This is a genomic window from Pseudomonas alliivorans (genome assembly GCF_017826695.1).
Taxonomy (GTDB): Bacteria; Pseudomonadota; Gammaproteobacteria; order Pseudomonadales; family Pseudomonadaceae; genus Aquipseudomonas; species Aquipseudomonas alliivorans.
In genome coordinates this window covers 410,832-432,251 of sequence record NZ_JAFFZW010000002.1, presented here as the reverse complement: position 1 = coordinate 432,251, position 21,420 = coordinate 410,832, and the positions used below count along the sequence as shown (strand labels likewise).

The window sequence follows — 21,420 nt, the reverse complement described above, 5'->3', positions numbered from 1 at the left end:
TTTGGATTCGTTGTCGGATCCAATAGATTAGTGCTCTATTGGTTGAAGCACTGTTTTCTCTTCAAGATCTTTTTGCCCAATGCTTGATGTGACGTGCCTTGCGGGCTGAGCACACCTGTCTGTCAACGCTCAATTCAATCGAATTTCGCGGATTGATCCATGACAAAAACCGGTGAGGCTCTTAGTGTGAAGGAACGCCCTGGACAGGCTGGCGCCTGCACACGTGAGCCAACATGAAATAAACGTCATCAGGGCATTAAGGATCTATTGTTGGCGTGCTGAGGTCCCGCTTTAAGGGAGAGAACCGGGATCAACACGGTTGTGTGACCGGCAGCCTGGCTTCAGTCAGATACCAAAGCCGCCAGCACCCTGCCAAGAAAAAATCTCTTCGGCCGGGTCAAGGACCTGGTCGACTCTTATGCCTCGGGTTGCATTGCCCCCTGGAAAGAACAGTATCGCTGCTGATTCATTTGATGTGGTGTTCCTGAAAAAACTCATCCATGCCGCGTCACATGCTTGACCGACTGATACGCCGCGAGTCCCCAAGGCCCGAGTTCACGCCCGATGCCGCTGCCCTTGGGGCCGCCCCAGGACGTTTCGACGAACACGGCCTGGATCGAATTGATCCAGACGTGGCCGACCTCCAGTGCGTCGGCCACCCGCTCGGCACGTTCGATGTCTGCGCTGGCCACCGTGGCGACCAGACCGTAACGGCTGTCGTTGGCAAGGGCGATGGCCTGGTCTTCAGTGCTGAAACGCCGGGTGCAGAGCACCGGGCCGAAAATCTCTTCAGTCCATAAGCGGCTGCTATCCGGAACATTGGTGTACAGCGTAGGGCTGACGAACCAGCCCTGCCCTTGCCGGCCTGCTTTCCCGCCTGCCAGACAGCTTAGCCCTTCTTCTTCAGCGATCGCGAAGTACTGATGGACCTTTCGCCATTGAGCCTGACTGGTCAGCGGGCCCATGTCCACTTCGCCACTCACAGGGTTGCCCACACGCATGTTCTGAAAAGCCGTCTGCAGGCGCGGAATCAGCGCTTCGGCGATGCCGTCCTGAATCAGCAAACGCGAAGTAGCCGAGCACATCTGCCCGGCGTTCCAGCAGATACCGGCAACGATCCACTCCACGGCCTGATCCGGGTCGCAGTCGTCGAACACGATAAACGCCGATTTGCCGCCCAGTTCCAGTGTCACTGGCCGACAGTATGCCGCCGAGCTGCGCATCACCTGAACGCCCACAGCGTTGCTGCCGGTGAAAGAAAGCTTATCCAGACCCGCGTGTTCGCTTAACCCCGCCCCCGTTTCGGTCTTGCCGTTGATGATGTTCAGTACACCCGTCGGCAAACCCACCTGTTCGGCGATCTGCGCGTACGCCAGCTCGGCCAGTGGGGTTGTCTCCGAGGGCTTGAGGATCACAGTGCAGCCTGCCGCCAGGGCCGGGGCCAGTTTCCATGCACTGGTCACCAGCGGAAAATTCCACGGCACGATCAGACCAACGACGCCCACGGCTTCAAGACGTGTGCGTGAAGTGAAACCGGGTACTTGCAACTGCACATCGCGATGGGAAGTCTGGGTCTCGATCAGGTCGGCGTAGTAATTGAAGGTTGCCACCGCATCGTTTAGATCCACCTCGGCTTCATGGCGAGGTTTGCCGTTGTTGCGCATCTGTAATTCGATCAATGTTTCGCGGCGCTGACACAGTTGCACGGCAAAGCCGCGCAGCACAGCAGCTCGATGAGTGACGGTCGTTGCCTTCCAGGCGGGTAACGCAGCACGCGCCGCTGTCACGGCCTGATCGACCTGCGCAGGGCTCGCCGAAACCAGCTCTGCGAACGGTTCGCCAAGGGAAGGATCGTAAACCGTGAGGACATCGTTGCCCTCGCCTGCCTGCCACTGACCGTTGATGTAATGCGGAGTGTTCATTGAGCACTGCTCCTCGAAAATGGGCGGAGGCCCTTGCAAAGGCCGATATTTCGGCGCTCAGGGGGCAAATGGCGGAGCTTCGTTGACTTCGATGATCAACGGCCGGTCGCCTGGCGCTTCGCGCAACAGGGTTTGCAGGTGTGCATGATCACGGGCGCGTTCGGCCATACAGCCAAAGCCTCGGGCGATGGTCAGAAAGTCCGGTGTATAGATGTCCACGCCCAGCGGAGTGATGTCGCGGCGCTCCATGTAGCGCTTGATTTCGCCGTAGCTCTGGTTATTCCACAGCAGCACGACAATCCCGACTCGCGCTTCCACGGCGCTGGCCAGCTCCGGCAGCGTGAACTGGATGCCCCCGTCTCCCATCAGGCTGATCACAGGCACCGTCGGATCAGCCAGCTTCGCGCCGATGGCGGCTGGCAGGCCATAACCCAGCGTGCCGTAGCCGGTCGATGCGTTGAACCAGCGCCGTGGGCTGTCGAGATCGACCAGATGATTGCCACTGTAGACGGTCTGGGTCGAATCACCGACAAAGCGTGCGTCAGGCAGCACCTCAAGGATGCATTCGAACAATCGCCGGTAATGCGCCCATGCGCTGAAATCTTCGGACAGCTGTCTTCGAGCCTCGGCGGCCTGTTGCGAGCCGGGGCTGTCGGGACGGGCATCACGAGGCGGCAAGAGGTCCAGCAACGCTTTCATGGCCTGCCGCGCATCACTGACAATCGAAAGGCATGGTGCATGGTTGCGGGTCAGTTGCGCAGGATCGATATCAATACGAATCAGCTCGCCGCCAATCCGGAAGTTACCGTCGAACACGACGTCGTAATCGGTCTCGCCCAGCTCCGTGCCAATCGCCAGCACCACATCGGCGTTCAGCGACAAGTCTCGAACCGGAATCAGTGACTGGTTGCTGCCGACCAACAACGGATGATCGCCGGGCAGCAGCCCCTTGGCATTGATGGTCAGCGCTGTCGGGGCGTCAAGACGTGAGGCCAGCTCGCTTGCCTCGGTCACGGCGTCCACGCAGCCACCGCCCAGCAGCAGGAGTGGCCGTTTGGCCTGAAGAAGACGTGCAGCGGCTTCTTGAATCGCTGCAGGGTCGGGCGCTGGGCGGGCGACCACTCTACGTGGGCGCACCGGCAAGTGATCGGCAACTGCAGTGATGATGTCCAGCGGCAATTCGATGTGCACCGGTCGCGGTCGCTGGCTGTCGAACACGGCAAACGCCCTGTCCAGAACGTCAGGCAGTTCATCAACGTCCATCAGGGTATGGCTGAATGCACTGACGCCCGCGACCATGGCGCGCTGATCCGGCAGTTCGTGCAAATAGCCGTTACCCAGGCCCAAACGCGAGCGCTCGTTGACGCTGGAGATCACCAGCATCGGAATCGAGTCGGCGTACGCTTGGCCCATCGCGGTCAGGATGTTGGTCATGCCCGGGCCTGTGATGATGAAACACACGCCGGGTTTTCCGCTGACCCGCGCATACCCGTCGGCCATGAAGCCGGCGCCCTGCTCATGACGTGGGGTAATGTGACGGATGCTGCTGGAAGGCAGACCACGATACAGTTCGACGGTGTGCACGCCGGGAATACCGAACACGGTGTCAACGCCCCAGGCTTGCAGTTGTGTGACGAGAAACGCTCCACACGTGGTCATGCCATCGCCTCCTGTTCCAGGCCGATGAAGCGGCGCACCCGCTCATGGCCTTCGCTGCGGATCTGCGCTGGCGAAGCGTCGGCCGCCACATAACCGTTTTCCATGAAGACGATGCGGTCGGAAATCGACAGCGCGAAATCCATCTCGTGAGTCACGATTAGCATGGTCATGCCCTCTTCTGCCAGGTCGCGAATGACATTGAGCACGTCGCCCACCAGTTCCGGGTCGAGTGCTGAGGTCGGTTCGTCGAACAGCATGATGTCGGGTTCCATGGCCAGTGCGCGGGCAATGGCAACCCGCTGTTGCTGGCCGCCCGACAGTTGATGCGGGTACTTGTCGGCGTGGGCCAGCAAGCCCACCCGGTCCAGCAACGCGTGGCCTTTGCGGCGCAGTTCACGGGTACTGGCCAGTCCGTGGTAACGCGGGGCCAGAATCACGTTGTCGAGGATGGTGCGGTGCGGAAACAGGTTGAAGTTCTGGAACACCATGCCGATGCGCCGAATACCCTGGCGGATCACCGGGGACTCCGGGTGCTTGCCGGCGGCAATAAAGTCGTTGCCGAACAGCACGATCTCGCCCTTGTCGATGCTCTCCAGATTGTTGACTGTACGAATCAGCGAGGTCTTGCCGGAGCCTGAAGGCCCGATGATCGAAATCACTTCGCCGGGGCGAACGGTCAGGTCGATGCCTTTGAGCACTTCATGATTGCCATAGCGCTTGTGAATGCCGCGCAACAGCAACGCATCCGGTTGTCCGGGTATTTTCTGGACAGCAGTTTTGCCCTTTGCAATGGGTTGACGCAGCGCGGCGGCCTGACTGTCCTCCAGCGTCCGGGCGGTCTTGCGCGACAGATCCAGGTGCCGTTCGGCCCACTGCAACAGCCAGCCGAACACGGTGACGATCAGCACGTAATACACGGCAACCGCGGCGAGGGTTTCCAGCACCAGAAAGTTTTGTGCATACAAGCGCTGGCCCACCAGCAGCAATTCATTCAGGGAAATGACCGATACCAACGAGGTGAGTTTGACGATGGTCACGTATTCGTTGGTCAGCGTCGGCAAGGCGATTCGGATGGCCTGCGGAATGATCACCAGCCGCTGCGCGCCAAGCCCGCGAATACCCAGCGCCTTGGCCGCTTCACGCTGGCCCTTGAGCACCGACAGCAGGCCGCCTCGATGGATTTCTGCCATGTACGCGGTCTCGGTCAGCACCAGCGCGATAAGCCCTGAATAGAACGGCTGCGACAACACGCTGCCGGTCGATGGAAAGAGCTGCGGCAGGTTGTAGACGAACACCAGCAACACCAATAACGGGATGCTGCGAAACAGCCACACATAAAAATGTGCGGGCAGGCGCAGCCAGGCGTGGCTGGACAGCTTGGCGCTGGCCAGCATAAAGCCCAGCGCAAGCCCGAGCGTCCATGCCAGCGTGCTCAGCTGAACCACCGTGAGGCAGGCTTTCCAGAAAGCGGAAAACGAAAACAGCGAGAAAAAATAAGCCCAATCGAATGCCATGTTGACCTCGGTGCAGCGGGTGAAGGTGATGGCCGGTATTGCTGTGAAGGCGACCTGCTGAGGGCGCGAAGCAGCTTCAGACTGCTCACCTGACAACGCGCAACCCGTTGAAGAAGAGTTCCTGCGGGAGTCGGCTTGCCGGCGATGGCGTCAGTGCAGTCACTGCACAGTCGCCTGAAACATTGCATCGCCGGCAAGCCGCCTTCCAGAGTGGACTATTGGCTGTGCGCCCCATTTGTTTCAGAAACACAGCACCATCGCTTCACGCAGGCTCAAGGTTGTACTTCTTGAGCATCTCGCTGTACTCGCTGCTTTTCTTCCACGCATCCACTGCGCTGCGCATTTGTTCCGTCAGTTCGGTATTGCCTTTCTTCACGTAGATACCCAGCGTTTGTGGATACAACGCTTTCTGCGAGCTGATCAGAATGCGTCCACGGGCCTTGTCGATGATCATCTGGGCAGCCGCAGAAATTTCCAGGTGCGCCTGGATGTTGCCGGACATCAATGCCTGGGACGCCTCGGCAGTGGTCGGAAATTCGCTGATGGCGATCTCGCCCTTGTTCTGCCTGGCGCAGTAATCGGCAGACACGGCCTTGAGCTGATTGATCCAGTTGGTGCCCTGTTGCAGGCCGACTTTCATGCCGCACAGGTCTTCGGGCTGCTGGGGCTTTGCCGTGTTGTCGCTGCGCACCATGATGGCGGCACCGACTTGCGCGTAAGGGATCGCCTCGGCCTGCTTGGTGCGCTCGTCAGTAATGTACATGCCCGAAATGATGGTATCGAAGCGGTTGGCGTTCAGGCCCAGAATCAGGTTCGGAAAGCGAGTGTCGACAAACTCTACTTTCAGACCGCCCAACTGTTTTGCCAGTGCAGCGGAGACATCAGGGTCGAACCCGACGACTTTGTCGCCGTCGTAGGATTCGAACGGCGGGTAGGAAATCTCCATGCCGACCTTGAGCGTGCCTGGTGCTGCCGTGGGCGCTGCGTGAACGGCACCGGTAAACAGGGCCAGACCCAGAACCGAAGCGGCAAAGCGCGAAAGCGTGGTGTTTTGCATAGTAGTCATTCCAGATTGAGGGAAACGGCAGGTCACGAAGTCACGCTCTGGTTTTTCAGGTGCCCGAAGCTTGATGGCTTTCTGGCACGTTCCGGCAAGGCAAGCTGCCCGCTGGCGACGCGCTGGCGAAGGTATTGATAGGTTTGCAAAGCCTGGGCCCACATGTGTTCGCCAATGGCGATTTCCTCGTAGCCCTCTCCGTCGCCAGCGAACTGCGGCAACGGCTTGATCAGGGTGTGGTAGTCGCAGGCGTAGAACAGCGGGAAGGAATAGCGCTCCTGTCTGACCTTGCGCACCCGGTGCGCGGTGGCCACGAAAGTGCCGCTGGTCATGACTTCGAGCATGTCGCCGATGTTGACCACAAAAGCGTCGGGCAACGGCGGCGCATCGATCCACTCGCCCTTTTCGTTCATGACTTCAAGCCCCGGCTGATCGGCCTTGAGAATGGTGAAGCACTCGTAGTCGGTGTGCGCGCCGATGCCCGGTGCGTCTTCGGCTGTGGCGTCGAACGGGTAATGAATCAGGCGCAGTTTGGACGGTGGGAAACAGGCCATCTCATCGAAATAGTGTTCGTCCAGGCCCAGTGCCAGAGCAAACCCGCGAAACAGCTGGTGTCCCAGGGCGAACACAGCCTGATAGTAGGCCTGCACGGCGGCCTGAAATCCGGGCAGTGTCGGCCAGTCATTCGGACCCAGCAACGGTGTACCTGCAACCACCATCGGATTGTCGGCGGGCACTTCGAAACCGACATCGAAGGCTTCTTTATGATCCGGCTTGCCCGTGCCGTACACCTCTTCGCCTTCAGGCACGAAGCCCTTGTGAGTCTGCGAGGCACCGATGTAATGACGCATCTTGGCGTCGATCGGCTGGCTGAAATACTGCTCGGCGGCGCGGTGCAGGTTGTCGATCAGCGCAGGTTCGATACCGTGCCCGGTGATGTACAGAAAGCCCACGTGGCGGGCGGCCTCGCCCAGCGCTTGAGCGACTGCCTGACGGTCCTCGAGGCGCTCGCTGAACAGCCTCTGAATATCGACCACGGGAATTTGCGTGAAAGCAGGACGTTCACTCATGACAGCGGCCTCGTGGATGAATTGACGACAGTGTTGAAGTGCTCGCGCTCGGTGCGGCCCATCCAGGCATTGAGGCTCCATAGATCGGCGATCGGCACGTCGGTAAACGGAAGGTGATGCAGGTAGCCGTCGGGGCCGAACTCCGGGGTCATGGTTGTGCCGGTGTAGCCTCGCGCCTGCTGGGACTTCCAGATGTCGGCCCAGTGCTGCTGATGAAACGCCAGTGCGTCGGCATACTCGGGCGCTGCCGGGTGCGGTACTTGCGGGCCCTGGTCATAACCGACCCGCGCCTGAATGTGGTGCACACGCTCGACAAAGGCTCGCAGATCGTCAGCCGGATCGTTCAACAGGCGTTCGCACGTCACCACCCAATGGCTGATATCGCTGGTAAAACGCAGGTCCGGTACTTGCTCGATCAATTGCAGGGTCAGCCAGGGATTGAACAGCGACCGCGCCCGGTGGGTTTCGAAGCTGCATGCAAGGCCGCTGCGAGCGGCAATCTGCAGCGCCTCACCGAAAAAATCCACTTGCTGCGCCAAGGGCCAGCGGTCGTTACCGGCCAGCACGTTGACGAAGCGCGGCTCAAGCTCTGCGGCGAGCTGCAACTTGCGGGCGAAGTCGTCCAGATGCTCGGCGGGCGTGGCGGATTGCGCCGGCAGCACAGGTGTGGAGGTGAACAGAATCGCGATGTACGGCACCTGGTTGTCACGCAGAAAGGCCGCGAACGCGCCACGCTCCGCTCGGTGTTCGGGGATGCGGGCTTCGAGTCCGTCGAAACCCGCAGCTCGCGCTTCATCCAGCGCCTGCTGCCAGGTCCCGCGATAACCCCACAACGTTCGAAAGAGTTCCAGTTTCATGGGCATGCCTCATCGTCTGCGCCTGCTGGGGCGCAGCACCGATCACGAGTGGACGGAAGCCGGTTGCACCCCATTGCTCATCGCCTTGCGGCCGAGCATCGGGTGGGCGCCTCTTGGGCCATAAACCCCGGCAGGCTCGGGAAAGGTGCGCAGCAAGGTGAGGTACAAGAGCGTCGCAAGACCTAGCGTGATTGGCAGGCTGACGTCGATGCCGCCAGCCAGTTCGCCCAGTGGTCCGACGAATTGTCCTGGCAAGTTGACGAAGCACAGACCTGTCGCCGCACTGGGAATCCAGGCACCCAGCCCGCGCCAGTTCCAGCCGTGGTGAAACCAGTAATGCCCGCCCCGCTGACCCCGGGTGAACACTTGCAGATCGTCGGCGTGGTAAAAGCCACGGCGGGTGATCAGGCCCAGAATCATGACCACCATCCATGGGCTGGTACAGGTGATGATCAGCACGGCGAAGGTCGACACGCTTTGCACCAGATTGAAGGTAAAACGGCCAATGAAGATGAAGGCAATGGCGGCAATGCCGATCAGCAAGGTGGCTCCGGCACGGCTGAGCAGGCGTGGGAAAATGCTCGACATGTCCAGACCGGTGCCGTATAGCGCGGTGGTGCCGGTGGACAATCCGCCGATCACGGCAATCAGGCACACCGGCAGGAAGAACCAGCCCGGTGAAATCGCCAGCAACCCGCCGACATAGTTATTGGCTTCGATGTATTGCGGTGCCTGGCTGGCCACCAGCGTTGCCGTGCACAGGCCAAACAGAAAGGGAATCAAGGTACCGGCCTGCGCGGCCAGCACTGCGAGCATGATCCGCGTCTTTGACGTTTCACGCGGGATGTAGCGTGACCAGTCGCCCAGGAAAGCGCCGAACGACACCGGATTGCTCATCGCCAGCAGCGCAGCCCCCACAAATGCTGCCCAGAATCCCGGCTGTTGAAGATTGACGCTGCCTGCGTAGCCCGCATCGAACGGTCCGGCGAACGCGAAGATGCCCAACAGAAACAGCACGCTCGACGCCCAGACCGCGATCTTGTTGACCCACAGCATGAAGCGGAAGCCGAAGATGCACACCACCAGCACCAATATGGCGAACAAGCCGTAGGCCAGCCCCAGACTGAGGTCATTTTCCGGCAGGCCGACCAGACGCTGTGCACCGCCGACCAGCGCGTCACCGGAACTCCACACCGACAGGGAAAAGAACGCCACGGCCGTCAGCAGCGACAGAAATGAGCCGATGATGCGTCCATGCACCCCGAAATGCGCCCCGGACGAGACCGCGTTGTTGGTGCCGTTGAGCGCACCGAACAGGCCCATGGGGGCGAGGATCAGCGCGCCGATCATCACACCGAGCACAATCGACCAGAACCCGGCCTGAAACGACAACCCGAACAGCACCGGGAAGCTGCCCAGCACCGCTGTTGAAAAGGTATTGGCACCGCCGAAAATCAGGCGAAACAAATCCAGCGGGCGTGCATGGCGCTGGCTGTCGGGGATCTGCTCGACGCCCCAGGTTTCGATTCGGGTTTTGTCGGGTTTTTCGGCACGCATCGAATGGCTCATGTGTCGCTCCAGCACCTGTCACGGTTGTTGTAAGGCCAGCGCAGGCACGCTGACCCTTTATGGCCGCCCGTTACCCCGGACGGAGGGTCGATCTGTTTATTCTTCGGTCACAACGGGGCTCAACGGCGCTCTACGCCCGGCAGCACGCACAGCATTTCGTACAGCAGGTTGGCGCCCAGCAATGAGGTGTTGCCGGTGGTGTCATAGGGCGGCGACACTTCCACCAGATCGCAACCGATCAGGTCCAGGCCGTGGCAGCCACGAATGATCTCAAGGGCTTGAATGGTGGTAAGGCCGCCCACTTCCGGCGTGCCGGTGCCGGGTGCCCATGCGGGATCGATGCCATCAATGTCGAACGACAGATACACCGGCCCGCCGCCGACTTTTTCGCGTACTTCAGCCATCAACGGTGCAAGTGACTGGTGCCAGCACTCCTCGGCCTGCACCACACGGAAGCCCTGTTTGCGGCTCCAGTTGAAATCCTCTGCGGTGTAACCCTGGGCACGCAGACCTATCTGCACCACACGCTCGCTGTCGAGCAGGCCTTCTTCCTGCGCGCGGCGGAAGGTCGTGCCATGGGCGATTTTCTCGCCGAACATGTGATCGTTGACGTCGGCGTGGGCATCGATGTGCACCAGCCCGACCTTGCCGTGCTTCTTGTGAATGGCGCGCAGGATCGGCAAGGTCAGGGTGTGATCGCCGCCCAGGGTCAGCGGAATGATGCCGTGGCCGAGAATGCGGTCGTACGCCTCTTCAATGATGCGCACGCTGTCCAGCAGGTTGAAGGTGTTGATCGCCACGTCGCCGATATCGGCCACATTCAGCGAGTCGAAGGGTGCAGCGCCGGTGGCCATGTTGTACGGGCGGATCATCACCGACTCGGCGCGAATTCCGCGTGGCCCGAAACGCGTGCCGGGTCGCAGCGACGTGCCGACATCCAGCGGAATGCCGACGAAGGCGGCGTCCAGGCGGTCCAGTTCTTCCGGGGCTTGCACATGGGGCAGGCGCAGCATGGTGGCGATACCGCCGAAACGCGGCATCTCATTACCGCCCAGTGGCTGGTGGAAAGTCTTGTCCACGAAGGGCCTCACGTTGTTCCGATAAATGTGAGGCCATTCTGGTGACGGCCTGTAGCCAGAAGAATCGCTGCCAGCAAATACTTAGTTCAGAGATTTCGAAACTATTGGCGATTGTCGTCGGCCGGTTTTGACAGGCATGATGTGCGCCGCACACGGCGGCTGACGTGCGTAACAAGCTCAGCCGCGCAATCAACGACTGCCCACGGAGCGCCCATGTCCTCTGCCCTGCCCGACCTGAAACTGCTGCGCATTTTCGCCAGCGTGGTGCGCCATCAAGGGTTCGCGGCAGCGCAACAGGAGCTCAATCTTTCCACATCAGCGATCAGCACTTACATGAGTCAGCTCGAAACCCATGTGGGGCTGGTGCTCTGCCACAGGGGGCGTGGCGGTTTCAACCTGACCAGTAAAGGTGAGCTTTTCCATCAGGAGACGCTGCGACTTCTGGCAGAGCTTGAAGGGTTCGAACGCTACAGCGCGGCGCTCAAGGGCGAACTGCGCGGCACGCTCAATCTGGGTGTGCTGGACTCCACGGTCAGCGATCCGGCATTGCCACTGGCCGAGGTCATTGGTGCCTACAGCAAGGAGCACCCGGCGGTTCACCTGCACCTTTCGGTGCTCAGCCCCGCGCAACTGCAACTGGGTGTGCTGGAAAACCGAGTGGACCTGGCCATTGGCTCCTTCTCGACTCGCATGAACGGTCTGATGTACCAGGCGCTGTACCGCGAGCAGCACTGGCTGTACTGCAGTGACCGACACGAGCTGTTCGAGCAGCGGCGCATCCCGGCAGAAGTCATCACCCAGCAGCGCATGGTCGGGCGTGGTTACTGGAGCCAGGCCGAACTGGCTCGTCACGGCTTCAAGGACAGCGCAGCGACCGTGGAGTCGATGGAGGCGCAGTTGATTCTGGTGTTGTCCGGCGCCTACATCGGCTATCTGCCAGAGCACTACGCGCAGTTCTGGGTGGACCAGAAGCGCCTGAAAGTGTTGTTGCCCACCACATTCGGTCATCAGGCACCCTTTTCACTGGCACTGCGACGCGGGCGTGCGAAAGAGCCTCTGATTCAAAGCTTCAGGGACAGGCTGAAAACCTGGTTCTAGCGGCTACTTCTCCCGATTAACGTCACGCAGACACTCAGACGCATCCGCCTTGTGCTTCTGACGTTTGGCGAGCCACAGGCATAACCCGGCCCAACCTCCGGCAACGGGCAGAATCAGCATGGCAACCATGCCGAATCCCGCGCCCATTGCCGCCAGCCCCACCGACAGCCACCCGCTCATCGCGTCACCACCGCGATACACCAGCGTTTCGATGACATTCTTGGCCTTGTATTTTTCCTCAGGACTGACCACGGTCCAGAGCACTTCCCGCGCCGGGCGCACCACGGAAAATTCGATGGCACGGCGCAGCCCCTGCGCCAGCGCGACGGTGGTCGGCACCGGGGCCAGCGCCATGGCGGTGAACGCGACAACCGTCGCCAGCGGTAAGGCGATCAACGCGCCACCGACGCCAATCATGCGGATCAAGGGGCCTGTCAGCAAAAGCTGGAACGTCAGGGTCAGCACCGACACGATCAGATCGACGATGGCGAAGAACCGGGTCCTGCTGGCCACGTCCGAATAGCTGTCCGCGACGATACGGCCCTGCTCGAAATACAGAAAGGTCGCGGCGGTGGTGTGCAGAAGCATGAACAGCACCAGCCCCAGCAGGTAGGGCGAGCGTGAGATTAGCGTGATGCCGGCAAGCATGCTGCCGCCCATACGGCGATCCACTTTCGAAGGATCAGCGGAGTGCGCCTCGGTACGAGCCAGCAGCGCTCGATGACAGCGAACCGCCAGTTCCAGCAGCACCGCGGCAGCCAAGGTCAATGCAATCGGCCCCAGCCGGGCCGCCAGGGTCGCTGCCAGCAACGGTCCCATGAAGGTTCCCAGTGTGCCGCCAGCGGCGACAAAGCCGAACAGCCGCTCGCCCTGCTCACTGGAAAACCGGTCAACCAGCACGCTCCAGAAGATCGACACGATGAACAGGTTGTACACGCTGATCCAGACGAAGAACACATTGCCGACCTGCACGGGCGCAACCCGGTTTGCGATCAGGACGCCGAACAGGATCATCGTCATTGCGATCCCCCGATAGATCAGCGGCACGAAACGTCGGGTCGGCAGCCGGGACACCAGCGCACCGAAAATCGGGACCATCAGCAGCATCACCACAAAGGTCGCGGTAAAGAGCCATTGAAGTTTGTCGGTGCCTCCTTCCAGCCCTAAAGCGTCGCGCAAGGGGCGCACCAGGTAATAGCTGGCCAGCACGCAGAAATGGAAGGCGAAACCGAGCAACAAGGCAGCTCGCTCGTCGGGCCGGACATTCGCCCACTTCAGCGCCGCTGCGCGAATCATGATCGGGTACCTCGAAGGGAAATCGTGGGCAAGAATCCGGCTCCGTCAGGTTGATGCATCGTCATTCCTGTGTCGGCACGCAGTCCGCAAGGCGCGGCGTTCCAGGGTTGGACCGGAACGGATCGTCTTCGATCGTCTGAGCGCTTCTCCATTGATCAGAACGGCGACGGCTCCCTCAGTGGTCGGGGTTGAATTCCTCATCGGAACAGGCAAGAAATCCACTGAATCGGTGTATTGAGGCCATTTCCTTCCTGTGAACATGCTTCGCGTATCCGTAGCCGATCAATGCTCGGTTTTTTGCCGATACACCTTATCAATGCGGTGGACTTCAATCAGGTGTTCCATGCCCGACAACCCGAAGCAGGCCGATGCGCTCAGGAGGCAACGCATCTACAGGGAGCGTCAACGTGCAGATGGATTCAAGCAGAACACTCTATGGATTCATATCGAGAGCGAAACAGAGGGCAGGATGGCTGCAAGAGAGGGAAAGCCGTTCCTGCCATTCCTGTCCCGCGACCCGTTGAGCTGGACGATCGGATGGATGAATGAAACGCTAAGGTCTCGCTGATTCAACAAAGGCCATGGATTGGCCAACCTGCCAATACCGATCATTCACATCAAAACGCCCCCGTACTTACTGCAACCGCATACGCTTGATATCGCGTTGCGGCGGTTCGCCAAACAATCGGCTGTATTCGCGACTGAACTGCGACGAGCTCTCGTAGCCGACCAGACCGCCCGCGCTGCTGGCATCCACGTTCTGGCTCAGCATCATTTGTCGGGCTGCCTGCAACCTGAGCTGCTTTTGATACTGCAAAGGGCTCATGCCGGTAACGGCGCGGAAATGCTGGCGAAAAGTGGATGGGCTCATGTATGCGGACGCAGCCAGGTCATCGACCTTGAGCGACTGACGGAAATTCACCTTCAGCCATGCCACCGCTCTGGCGATCTGTTGACTGGGCGATCCTGCACTCACGATGTGCAGCAACTGCGGGCTGTGGGCGCCACTCAGCAGGCGGATCACGATCTCTTCGATAATCAGCGGCGCGACGCTCTTGATCAGGCAGGGTTCATCGAGCAGACCTGCCAGACGTTCGAGCGCATACAGAATGTTCGCGTCCAGTTCATGAACGGTAATCGGGCGAAACTCTTCGTCTTTCATCCGTTGGGACAATTTCAATCGTTCTGCGACGCCCACCACCATGGAACTGTCGAACGTCAGGATCATGCCCAGAAAGGGATGGGCAGCGGTGGCCTTGGTCACGTTCGCGATGACGGGTATATCAACGCTGGTGACCATGGATTGGCCCGGGCCATAAGAAAGTACTTCCTCACCGACCATGACCTGTTTACCACCCTGCAACGTCAGCCCCAGGCCCAGTCCGTAAATGCAGTGCAACGGCACTGTGGCCGCGCTGCGGCGATGGAAACTGAGGCCGGGTATGTCGCTGAAGTGGTCGCCATCACTGCGCAGCAGCCGCGTCGCTCGTTCAGCCAAAAGGCTTGTCTCGTTGCCGGCAGGGAAATGTACAGAGGCTGAGTTCATCATTTTGCTTCCGGATTCAACACGATTAAAGTGCGCTTATGGCGATGCCGTTACGTACCCGAACGATATCGGACATGACCGCCAGCGCGATTTCTGCAGGCGTTTTGCTACCTAGGTTTAACCCAATGGGCGCATGAATGCGATTTGCCTGTTCGTCATTCAGCCCGCCGATACGCCTGATCCGTTCCATGCGTTTTTCACTGGTTCGCCTTGAGCCCATGGCGCCAATGTAGAACGCGTTGGTCCTGACCGCCTCCAGCAGCGTCAGGTCGTCCAGCCGAGGGTCGTGGGTCAGGGCCACAACTGCCGTCGCGTCGTGACAGCCCTGTCGAGCGATATAAGCCGCAGGGAGCGTATCGACCACCTTCGCGCCCGGCAGATTGAATGTCGATGTCATTTCAGGGCGTGGATCGCAAACGATAACCTCATACCCCAGTGCCATAGCAAAACCGGCGCAGAACTCTGCGACCGGCGACAGGCCCGCGATGATCAACCTTTGCGCCGCGCCCATGCGCAAATAGACCGACTCGGCTTCCAGCCTGACGGGCACACACCCTTTGCCCGCCGAGTTGATGCTCGTCTGACACGTGCCCAAAATTACTTGGCGCACAATCAATTGATGACCCTGAAGAGCGCTCAAAAGCCCGCTGAAATGTCCGAGGCTTGCGCATTCAGGCTCAAAATATTCAATGAGCACGTCGAGTACGCCGCCACACGGCAATGCAAGGTTCGGCGCAAGGCCGCCCTCCCCGTAGCGAATGATCTGGCTATCCCTTGTGAACTCACTGCGTCCGAGCCGCTCAAGGAAGTCTTCCTCGACACAGCCGCCTGACAGCGAACCTACGCACTGCCCTCGCTCCAGTGCAGCCAGCATGGCACCGGGACCACGGGGCGCGGAGCCGAAGGTGGAAAGAACCGTGCACAGCCACACGCCCTGCCCCTGTCTGAGCCAGTCCGAAGCCTGCTGAACGACCTGAATGTCCAGGTTATTCATGGCGGGCTGTCGCAGAGGTCTTTTGCCAGGCACACGGGCAGATCATGTCAGCAGCTTGTCCATGGTGAACGGCAGATCACGAATACGTTTTCCGGTTGCGTGGTACACAGCATTGCCGATGGCTGCCGCGACGCCGACGATTCCCAGTTCGCCCACCGCCTTGCCGCCCAGAGCGCTGGCTTGCATATCAGGCACACCGACATCGAGGGTGATGATTTCCGGAACGTCTGCGTTCACCGGCAGTACATAATCGGCCAGGTTGGCGTTGACGACTCTACCGTCGCGCTGATCGATATGGCCCTCCTCAAACAACGCCTGTCCGATCCCCATGATCATCCCGCCAATCCATTGGCTTTCGGCGAGCCTGGGGTTGTAGACCCGGCCGCTGTCGAAGGCCGCAACCATGCGCTTGACCCTGACGGTGCCGAAGTCTTCGTCCACACGCACCTCAACGAAATGTACGCCCCAGCTGTGGGCCGAGACACCACCGGTTGTGGGCAACAGCAGCTGGCTGAACCCGTGCGCTGCCGCATCCCGATCCGCTTCCGTGGCACCCGCCTTGAAGGTATCGGTGGATATGTCGAAGCGCTCCTTGCCGATCGCTTTCAGCAGGTCTCCCAGCGATATGCCATCACCGGGTCGCTGTGAAGGTTTGATTCGGCCGTTCTTGAGCACGAGACTGGCTACGTCCATGCCGTACAATGGTGACTTCGGGTGGCTGGTGGCGACTCTGAACAGTTCGTTGCGGGCCACTTTCGCTGCTTTGTAGACGGCCCCGGTCAGGTTGTTAGCGAGCTGTGAGCCACCTGCAACCGGCGCTCTGGGCAGATCGGTGTCACCCAGCCTGACCTTGACCGAGCTGGTGGGCATGTCGAGCACCTCTGCCGCGGTTTGCGCAAGAATCGTATAAGTACCGGTGCCCAGATCCGTGCCGCCACTGAGTACTTCAATCAGGCCGTCCCGGTGGATGATGATTCGCGCTTCACCCGGCGTGCGCCAAACCGGATAGGTACCTGCGGCCATGCCCCAACCGATCAGTTCACGACCTTCTCGCATGGAGCGCGGCTCAGGATTGCGTCCGGACCATCCAAATGCGTTGGCGCCCGCCACATACCCCTCGCGCAGTCGGCGGGTCGTCCACGGAATATTGGCTTTCGGGTCGACAGCTGCCCAGTTCCTAAGCCTCAGATCAATGGGGTCGATCCCAAGCTCGCAGGCCAGTTCATCCATTGCTGTTTCGAGCGCATAGGTGCTGATGTTTTCTCCCGGAGCGCGCATCCAGCCAGGGTTGACCGTATTGACCGGAATGATGCTGTGGCGGGCAAGCATGTTTGGCGTGGCGTACATCAGCGCCGTGACCGAGGTGGTTGGCTCGAGGTGAGTATCGTCTATGGCGGTTTCATTCCAGCCCTCGTGCAGCACCGAAACCAGCGTGCCTTGCGCAGTGGCACCCAGTGCCAGCTTCTGGCTGGTTCGCGGCCGTCCGCCGAAGCCGGTAAAGGTCTGAGCACGCGTGAGCGATACTTTCAACGGACGACCCAGCGCCCTGGCGGCCGCACAGGTCATGGCGACATGCGGATGTGGCGCTACCCGGCAGCCGAAACCACCGCCAATAAAGGGCGACACGACCCTGACCCTGGTGACATCGAGACCCATCCACTGAGCGATAACGGCACGTGCCCCTCCCACCCATTGGCTTGATTCGTAAACGGTCAGCGTGTCCTGCTGCCACTGTGCGATGCACGCGTGGGGCTCCATTGGCGTGTTGTATTCACGCGGGGTGGTGTAGACGCCTTCGACCTTCACCGTTGCCGATACCATGGCCGCCTGGGCATCACCCCATTTGGCTTGCAGATCGGCAATGGGCTGGGGTTTGGCGCCCGCGTCGTCAGGGTTGATGATTGGCTGAGCTGGCTGGTAGCTGACGCTGATCAGACTTGCGGCTTCTGTTGCCTGCTCAAAGGTCTGTGCCACGACCAGTGCGATGTGCTGTCCATTCCAGCGAACCAGATCATCCTGCAACGGGGTGAAATTCTCGGTGGCCGCACCGCCTTTGATAAACGGCGTCGCGGGCTGAATGGCAAGCGGGTTGAAATGGGTGTAAATCGCAACGACGCCGGGTGAGGCATCGGCCTGACGTGTATCGATTGCAGTAATCCTTCCGGCAGCAATCGTCGACTGGACAGCGACGCCGTAAAGCATCCCCTCGATGACCTGCTCTATGGCGTAACGGGCTTCACCCCGGACCTTGAGGCCACCTTCCTGCCTGGGCGCGCGTTCGCCAATCGAGCCGTTGGTTTGCCGAGCTACCACCGGTTCTGCATGACCGGTCAACGGATTCAGCGCCAGGCCCGTTACTGCGACGGCACTGCCTGCAACAGCGGTCTTCAGCAATGTGCGCCGATGAATGTCAGGGTTGAAGACATCGTTCATGCCAGACCTCCCACGGTCATCAACGCTCTGGCGACCACGCGAGGTGCCAGGATGATCTTGAAGCCATTATGCTCGCGAGCCTGAGCACCTTCGACTGCGTGAATTGCAGCTTCGCGAACCCGCTTTTCGGACAGGGGCTGACCCATCAACGCGTGCTCGACATCTCGCGCCCGCCAGGGTTTGGTGCCTACACCACCCAGCGCAATACGAACGTCCTTGACGGTGCGATCATCGTCCTCGAACTCGATACCGACCGCTGCGCTGGCCGCAGCGAACTCATAGGACGCTCGATCACGTACCTTGAGGTAGTGGGAGCGTTTCAATGCCGGCACCATGGGCACGTCAACCGCGACGATCAATTCGCCGTCCAGCAGATCGTGCTCGATGTCAGGACGAGTGCCAGGCAGCCGATAAAAATCGTCGGCGATCACTTGTCGATCAGTAGCGCCGCGAATTGAAATGCTGGCGTCGAACGCCACCAGCGCGACAGCCAGGTCGCCGGGATAGAGTGCAATGCAGGCATCACTCACACCCAGTACCGCATGGTTTCGATTGAAACCCTCCATGGCTGAGCAGCCCGATCCGGGGTTACGCTTGTTACATGTAGGGTAAGCCGCTGGATCACGGAAATAGGTACAGCGCGTGCGCTGCAACAGGTTGCCGCCAATCGAGGCCATATTGCGCAGTTGTGGAGATGCTGCACGCCACAGGGCCTCGCTCAGTACCGGAGCCTGAGTCTGAATCCGGTTATTGGCAGCGACCTGGCTCATCTTGGCTGACGCGCCGATACGGACCTTCAGATCGTCGACCGTGATCTGATCAAGCGCTTGCAGGTGACTGATGTCGACCAGACGGACCGGACGTTCCACACCGCACTTCATAAGGTCCAGTAATGTAGTGCCCCCCGCCAGAAAACGGGTCTCGGGAGTGCCGCCCGCCTGGCGCGCACTGTCGATATCAGAGGCGCGGATGTAGTCGAACGCTCTCATGCCTTCGCTCCCAGCAGCCGCGCTGCAGCGGTCCGCACGGCGGTCACGATATGAGGGTATGCACCGCACCGGCACAGATTGCCGCTCATGTACTCGCGGATCTCGTCGTCCGATCCTGTATGGCCTTCACGAATGCATGCAACGGCCGACATGATCTGGCCTGGCGTGCAGAACCCACACTGGAAAGCATCGAACTCGACGAAGGCAGCCTGAACGGCATGCAACGTACCGTCAGGCCGCGCCAGCCCCTCAATCGTCATGACTTCATGGCCATCGACCTGAGCCGCAAGGGTCAGGCAGCTCAAGACCCGTCCACCGTTCACATGCACTGTGCAGGCGCCACACTGGCCGTGGTCGCAACCTTTCTTCGTGCCGGGCAGGAAGGCATGCTCGCGCAGCGCGTCGAGCAATGTCGTGCGCGATTCGAGCTCAAAAGCCTTTGGCTGCCCATTAATGGTGAGCTGAAGTCTGTTGCGGTCTGCCATGATGGCTTCTCCATTAAGGTCTGGCGCAAGTATGCGCGGCCGATCAGAGCCGGATTTGCCTGATCAGCGGTGTTTATTGCCCAATCTGATGAGGGTGAGAGCGCCTGTTACAGGGCGGGTGGCGCATCGGAACAAGGTTCGCTGGTCCGAAAGGCGACCTTGCGAACCTGGAATCCACAGACGAACTGGAAAAGGTCGGTTTCTCCGTCCACCGGATAACGCTGGGCATGCTCGCCGTGCTCTCGGGTCAACCAAAAAAGATGCAGAAGAACCTCACCTTCTTGCTCGCCGACCTGTACACGCGAACCGATGAACCCTTCATGCCTGCTGGTGAAGCGATCAACGCGTGCCATCAATGCCTCGACCAGTTGGGCTGAAGACTCCGTACGGGTGAGTATTTCTACGGACTGGCTGAACTCGCTTCCATGTAATGACGTATTCATGGATCACCCCTCCGGAAAGCTCAGCGACGACCATCGACAAGGCGCATGATTTGTTCGGGCGCGGCAGCGTCAGGGATTCTCAGCCTGCCCAGTTCTGTAGCCAGTAGGCGTAGGGCGTTGGCAATACCGAGGCCGGATCAGTGACCTTCAGTTCGCGTGCCGCCTGAAACGGCCAGTGAGGATTGGCCAGAAGCGTGCGCGCGAAGCAGACCAGATCGAGCGCGCCACTGCGGACGAACCCGTCGGCTTCACGTGCTTGCGTGATCATCCAGCTGGCACTGACCGGCAAGCCCGTTTCAGCCCGCACGCGCTTTGCGAAAGGCACCAAAAAGTTCTGGCCCCATGGCACGGGTTCGTTGGGCATGGCGAGATTCAGTGAGCAGTCAATTAAGTCCACCCCGTCGTCTTTCAGCCAGCGAAGCACCTGGATGGTCTCTGCCATTGATTCCTCAAGGTCATCGGCAAAATCGACCACGCCAAGCCTTACTGTGAGCGGTAGATTAGCCGGCCAGACGCGCCTTACCGCCGCCACCGTTTCGCGCAGGAAACGGGCACGATTGGCCAGTGAGCCACCGTAGTGATCGGAACGCTGATTGGCTTTGGGCGACAGAAAACCCTGACCAAGAAATCCGTGGGCAAAATGCAGTTCCAGCCATTCGTACCGGGCAGTCAATGCGCGCGCGGCCGCGTTCACAAAGTCATTCTGGACGGCGACGATCTGTTGCACGGTCATTGCGTCGGGAACGTAGGAAGCATCAGCCATGTAGGGCAGCGCGCTGGCTGCAACCGGTTGCCAGCCTTCTGCACCGGACTCGGCGAGCGGAGCACCGCCCTGCCAGGGCGGCGTGCACCCGGCCTTGCGGCCCGCATGACCTATCTGAACGCCAGGAACGGCGCCTGCGCCCTTGATGAGCGAGGCGACATCGGCGAAACCGGCAATCTGCGAATCGCACCACAATCCCGCGTCACCCGGTGTGATTCGTCCTTCAGGATTAACGGCGGTGGCTTCGACCATCACCAGGCCTGAGCCGCCTTTGGCGAGTGTTTCATAGTGGGTCTTGTGCCAGCCGTTCAGGGCTCCGTCGACCGCCTGATACTGGCACATCGGCGAAGCCGTTATCCGGTTGCGCAACGTCACGCCTTTGAGTGTGTAAGGTGAGAACAGCGAGGTCATAGGGCTCATCCACTGGGTGATTTGAATGAGCAAATTATGCTGCTGGCAAGGTACTGTTTTTTTGCCGGATCAGATCGAGACATTGCACAAAATGATGAGATTCAGGAGTGATCGACAGGATATGGCGAAGAAGTAGAGGTGCCGGATCCTGCGGGCTTCCATTGACTTGACGCTTGCAGTCAGGGTGGGCAAAAGCGAAAGCATTATGCCGAATGAATAACGATATGCCTGACGT

Annotated in this window: 18 protein-coding genes; 2 read left to right on the top strand and 16 right to left on the bottom strand. The window is 60.1% G+C overall.

The features are described 5' to 3' along the window. Positions 1-494: 494 nt before the first annotated feature. The 8 genes from JTJ32_RS06495 to speB form a co-directional block, all read right to left on the bottom strand. Positions 495-1,922 carry an aldehyde dehydrogenase family protein gene (locus tag JTJ32_RS06495; protein ID WP_210041478.1) on the bottom strand — a complete coding sequence of 476 codons (1,428 nt, stop codon included), beginning with the start codon at positions 1,920-1,922 and terminating at the stop codon, positions 495-497. A 57-nt stretch (positions 1,923-1,979) separates the two neighbouring features. Continuing rightward, entirely contained in the window at positions 1,980-3,581 is a 1,602-nt protein-coding gene (locus JTJ32_RS06490; protein WP_210041477.1) for a 5-guanidino-2-oxopentanoate decarboxylase, read from the bottom strand. Continuing rightward, positions 3,578-5,095 (bottom strand): amino acid ABC transporter permease/ATP-binding protein, encoded by a 1,518-nt coding sequence (locus JTJ32_RS06485; protein WP_099230828.1) that lies wholly within the window; start codon positions 5,093-5,095, stop codon positions 3,578-3,580. The genes JTJ32_RS06490 and JTJ32_RS06485 overlap by 4 nt, the downstream gene beginning before the upstream one ends. A gap of 262 nt (positions 5,096-5,357) precedes the next feature. Beyond that, positions 5,358-6,152: a transporter substrate-binding domain-containing protein gene (locus JTJ32_RS06480; RefSeq protein ID WP_184322725.1), complete on the bottom strand. Its 795-nt coding sequence runs from the start codon at positions 6,150-6,152 to the stop codon at positions 5,358-5,360. Positions 6,153-6,184: 32 nt separating this feature from the next. Next, positions 6,185-7,222, bottom strand: coding sequence for an isopenicillin N synthase family dioxygenase (locus JTJ32_RS06475; protein ID WP_210041476.1), 1,038 nt, complete (start codon positions 7,220-7,222; stop codon positions 6,185-6,187). Then, the gene (locus JTJ32_RS06470) at positions 7,219-8,079 is read right to left on the bottom strand and encodes a sugar phosphate isomerase/epimerase family protein (protein WP_184322727.1); all 861 of its coding nucleotides are present in this window, start codon (positions 8,077-8,079) and stop codon (positions 7,219-7,221) included. Before JTJ32_RS06470 ends, JTJ32_RS06475 begins: the two co-directional genes overlap by 4 nt. A gap of 42 nt (positions 8,080-8,121) precedes the next feature. Then, positions 8,122-9,636, bottom strand: coding sequence for a purine-cytosine permease family protein (locus JTJ32_RS06465; RefSeq protein WP_184322851.1), 1,515 nt, complete (start codon positions 9,634-9,636; stop codon positions 8,122-8,124). 131 nt (positions 9,637-9,767) lie between these two features. Further along, positions 9,768-10,727, bottom strand: a complete 960-nt coding sequence (speB, locus tag JTJ32_RS06460; RefSeq protein ID WP_210041475.1) for an agmatinase — start codon at positions 10,725-10,727, stop codon at positions 9,768-9,770. A 213-nt stretch (positions 10,728-10,940) separates the two neighbouring features. Between speB and JTJ32_RS06455 the strand changes: the two genes are divergently transcribed. Then, complete coding sequence (locus JTJ32_RS06455) at positions 10,941-11,825, top strand: LysR family transcriptional regulator (protein WP_099230710.1); 885 nt, start codon at positions 10,941-10,943, stop codon at positions 11,823-11,825. Positions 11,826-11,828: 3 nt separating this feature from the next. On the opposite strand, the gene JTJ32_RS06450 is transcribed toward JTJ32_RS06455, so the two are convergent. Next, the gene (locus tag JTJ32_RS06450; RefSeq protein WP_210041474.1) at positions 11,829-13,121 is read right to left on the bottom strand and encodes an NTP/NDP exchange transporter; all 1,293 of its coding nucleotides are present in this window, start codon (positions 13,119-13,121) and stop codon (positions 11,829-11,831) included. A 343-nt stretch (positions 13,122-13,464) separates the two neighbouring features. Here JTJ32_RS06450 and JTJ32_RS06445 point away from each other — a divergent pair, with 343 nt between their 5' ends. Next, a complete protein-coding gene (locus JTJ32_RS06445; protein ID WP_210041473.1) occupies positions 13,465-13,689 on the top strand; it encodes a hypothetical protein in 225 nt (74 codons plus the stop codon). Positions 13,690-13,755: 66 nt separating this feature from the next. Here JTJ32_RS06445 and JTJ32_RS06440 read toward each other — a convergent pair whose 3' ends face one another. The 7 genes from JTJ32_RS06440 to JTJ32_RS06410 all read right to left on the bottom strand — a co-directional run bounded on the left by JTJ32_RS06440 (position 13,756) and on the right by JTJ32_RS06410 (position 21,185). Next, on the bottom strand, positions 13,756-14,667 hold the full coding sequence (locus JTJ32_RS06440) for an AraC family transcriptional regulator (protein WP_210041471.1): 912 nt from the start codon (positions 14,665-14,667) through the stop codon (positions 13,756-13,758). 25 nt (positions 14,668-14,692) lie between these two features. Then, positions 14,693-15,661, bottom strand: a complete 969-nt coding sequence (locus JTJ32_RS06435; RefSeq protein ID WP_210041469.1) for an XdhC family protein — start codon at positions 15,659-15,661, stop codon at positions 14,693-14,695. 42 nt (positions 15,662-15,703) lie between these two features. Next, entirely contained in the window at positions 15,704-18,094 is a 2,391-nt protein-coding gene (locus tag JTJ32_RS06430; protein ID WP_210041468.1) for a xanthine dehydrogenase family protein molybdopterin-binding subunit, read from the bottom strand. Then, a complete protein-coding gene (locus JTJ32_RS06425; RefSeq protein ID WP_210041467.1) occupies positions 18,091-19,083 on the bottom strand; it encodes an FAD binding domain-containing protein in 993 nt (330 codons plus the stop codon). Before JTJ32_RS06425 ends, JTJ32_RS06430 begins: the two co-directional genes overlap by 4 nt. Beyond that, a complete protein-coding gene (locus JTJ32_RS06420) occupies positions 19,080-19,568 on the bottom strand; it encodes a (2Fe-2S)-binding protein (protein ID WP_210041466.1) in 489 nt (162 codons plus the stop codon). Before JTJ32_RS06420 ends, JTJ32_RS06425 begins: the two co-directional genes overlap by 4 nt. A 107-nt stretch (positions 19,569-19,675) precedes the next feature. Continuing rightward, on the bottom strand, positions 19,676-20,011 hold the full coding sequence (locus JTJ32_RS06415) for a hypothetical protein (protein WP_210041465.1): 336 nt from the start codon (positions 20,009-20,011) through the stop codon (positions 19,676-19,678). A gap of 79 nt (positions 20,012-20,090) precedes the next feature. Further along, positions 20,091-21,185 carry an NADH:flavin oxidoreductase/NADH oxidase gene (locus JTJ32_RS06410; protein ID WP_210041464.1) on the bottom strand — a complete coding sequence of 365 codons (1,095 nt, stop codon included), beginning with the start codon at positions 21,183-21,185 and terminating at the stop codon, positions 20,091-20,093. Positions 21,186-21,420: the final 235 nt, after the last annotated feature.

Excerpts from the sequence above, each read along its gene's own strand:
- JTJ32_RS06490 (WP_210041477.1), bottom strand. The coding sequence starts at position 3,581 with ATGACCACGTGTGGAGCGTTTCTCGTCACACAACTGCAAGCCTGGGGC.
- JTJ32_RS06495 (WP_210041478.1), bottom strand. The coding sequence starts at position 1,922 with ATGAACACTCCGCATTACATCAACGGTCAGTGGCAGGCAGGCGAGGGC.
- JTJ32_RS06455 (WP_099230710.1), top strand. The coding sequence starts at position 10,941 with ATGTCCTCTGCCCTGCCCGACCTGAAACTGCTGCGCATTTTCGCCAGC.
- JTJ32_RS06450 (WP_210041474.1), bottom strand. The coding sequence starts at position 13,121 with ATGATTCGCGCAGCGGCGCTGAAGTGGGCGAATGTCCGGCCCGACGAG.
- JTJ32_RS06425 (WP_210041467.1), bottom strand. The coding sequence starts at position 19,083 with ATGAGAGCGTTCGACTACATCCGCGCCTCTGATATCGACAGTGCGCGC.
- JTJ32_RS06465 (WP_184322851.1), bottom strand. The coding sequence starts at position 9,636 with ATGCGTGCCGAAAAACCCGACAAAACCCGAATCGAAACCTGGGGCGTC.
- JTJ32_RS06430 (WP_210041468.1), bottom strand. The coding sequence starts at position 18,094 with ATGAACGATGTCTTCAACCCTGACATTCATCGGCGCACATTGCTGAAG.
- JTJ32_RS06415 (WP_210041465.1), bottom strand. The coding sequence starts at position 20,011 with ATGAATACGTCATTACATGGAAGCGAGTTCAGCCAGTCCGTAGAAATA.
- JTJ32_RS06435 (WP_210041469.1), bottom strand. The coding sequence starts at position 15,661 with ATGAATAACCTGGACATTCAGGTCGTTCAGCAGGCTTCGGACTGGCTC.
- JTJ32_RS06420 (WP_210041466.1), bottom strand. The coding sequence starts at position 19,568 with ATGGCAGACCGCAACAGACTTCAGCTCACCATTAATGGGCAGCCAAAG.
- JTJ32_RS06480 (WP_184322725.1), bottom strand. The coding sequence starts at position 6,152 with ATGCAAAACACCACGCTTTCGCGCTTTGCCGCTTCGGTTCTGGGTCTG.
- JTJ32_RS06440 (WP_210041471.1), bottom strand. The coding sequence starts at position 14,667 with ATGAACTCAGCCTCTGTACATTTCCCTGCCGGCAACGAGACAAGCCTT.
- JTJ32_RS06485 (WP_099230828.1), bottom strand. The coding sequence starts at position 5,095 with ATGGCATTCGATTGGGCTTATTTTTTCTCGCTGTTTTCGTTTTCCGCT.
- JTJ32_RS06410 (WP_210041464.1), bottom strand. The coding sequence starts at position 21,185 with ATGACCTCGCTGTTCTCACCTTACACACTCAAAGGCGTGACGTTGCGC.
- JTJ32_RS06445 (WP_210041473.1), top strand. The coding sequence starts at position 13,465 with ATGCCCGACAACCCGAAGCAGGCCGATGCGCTCAGGAGGCAACGCATC.
- JTJ32_RS06475 (WP_210041476.1), bottom strand. The coding sequence starts at position 7,222 with ATGAGTGAACGTCCTGCTTTCACGCAAATTCCCGTGGTCGATATTCAG.
- JTJ32_RS06470 (WP_184322727.1), bottom strand. The coding sequence starts at position 8,079 with ATGAAACTGGAACTCTTTCGAACGTTGTGGGGTTATCGCGGGACCTGG.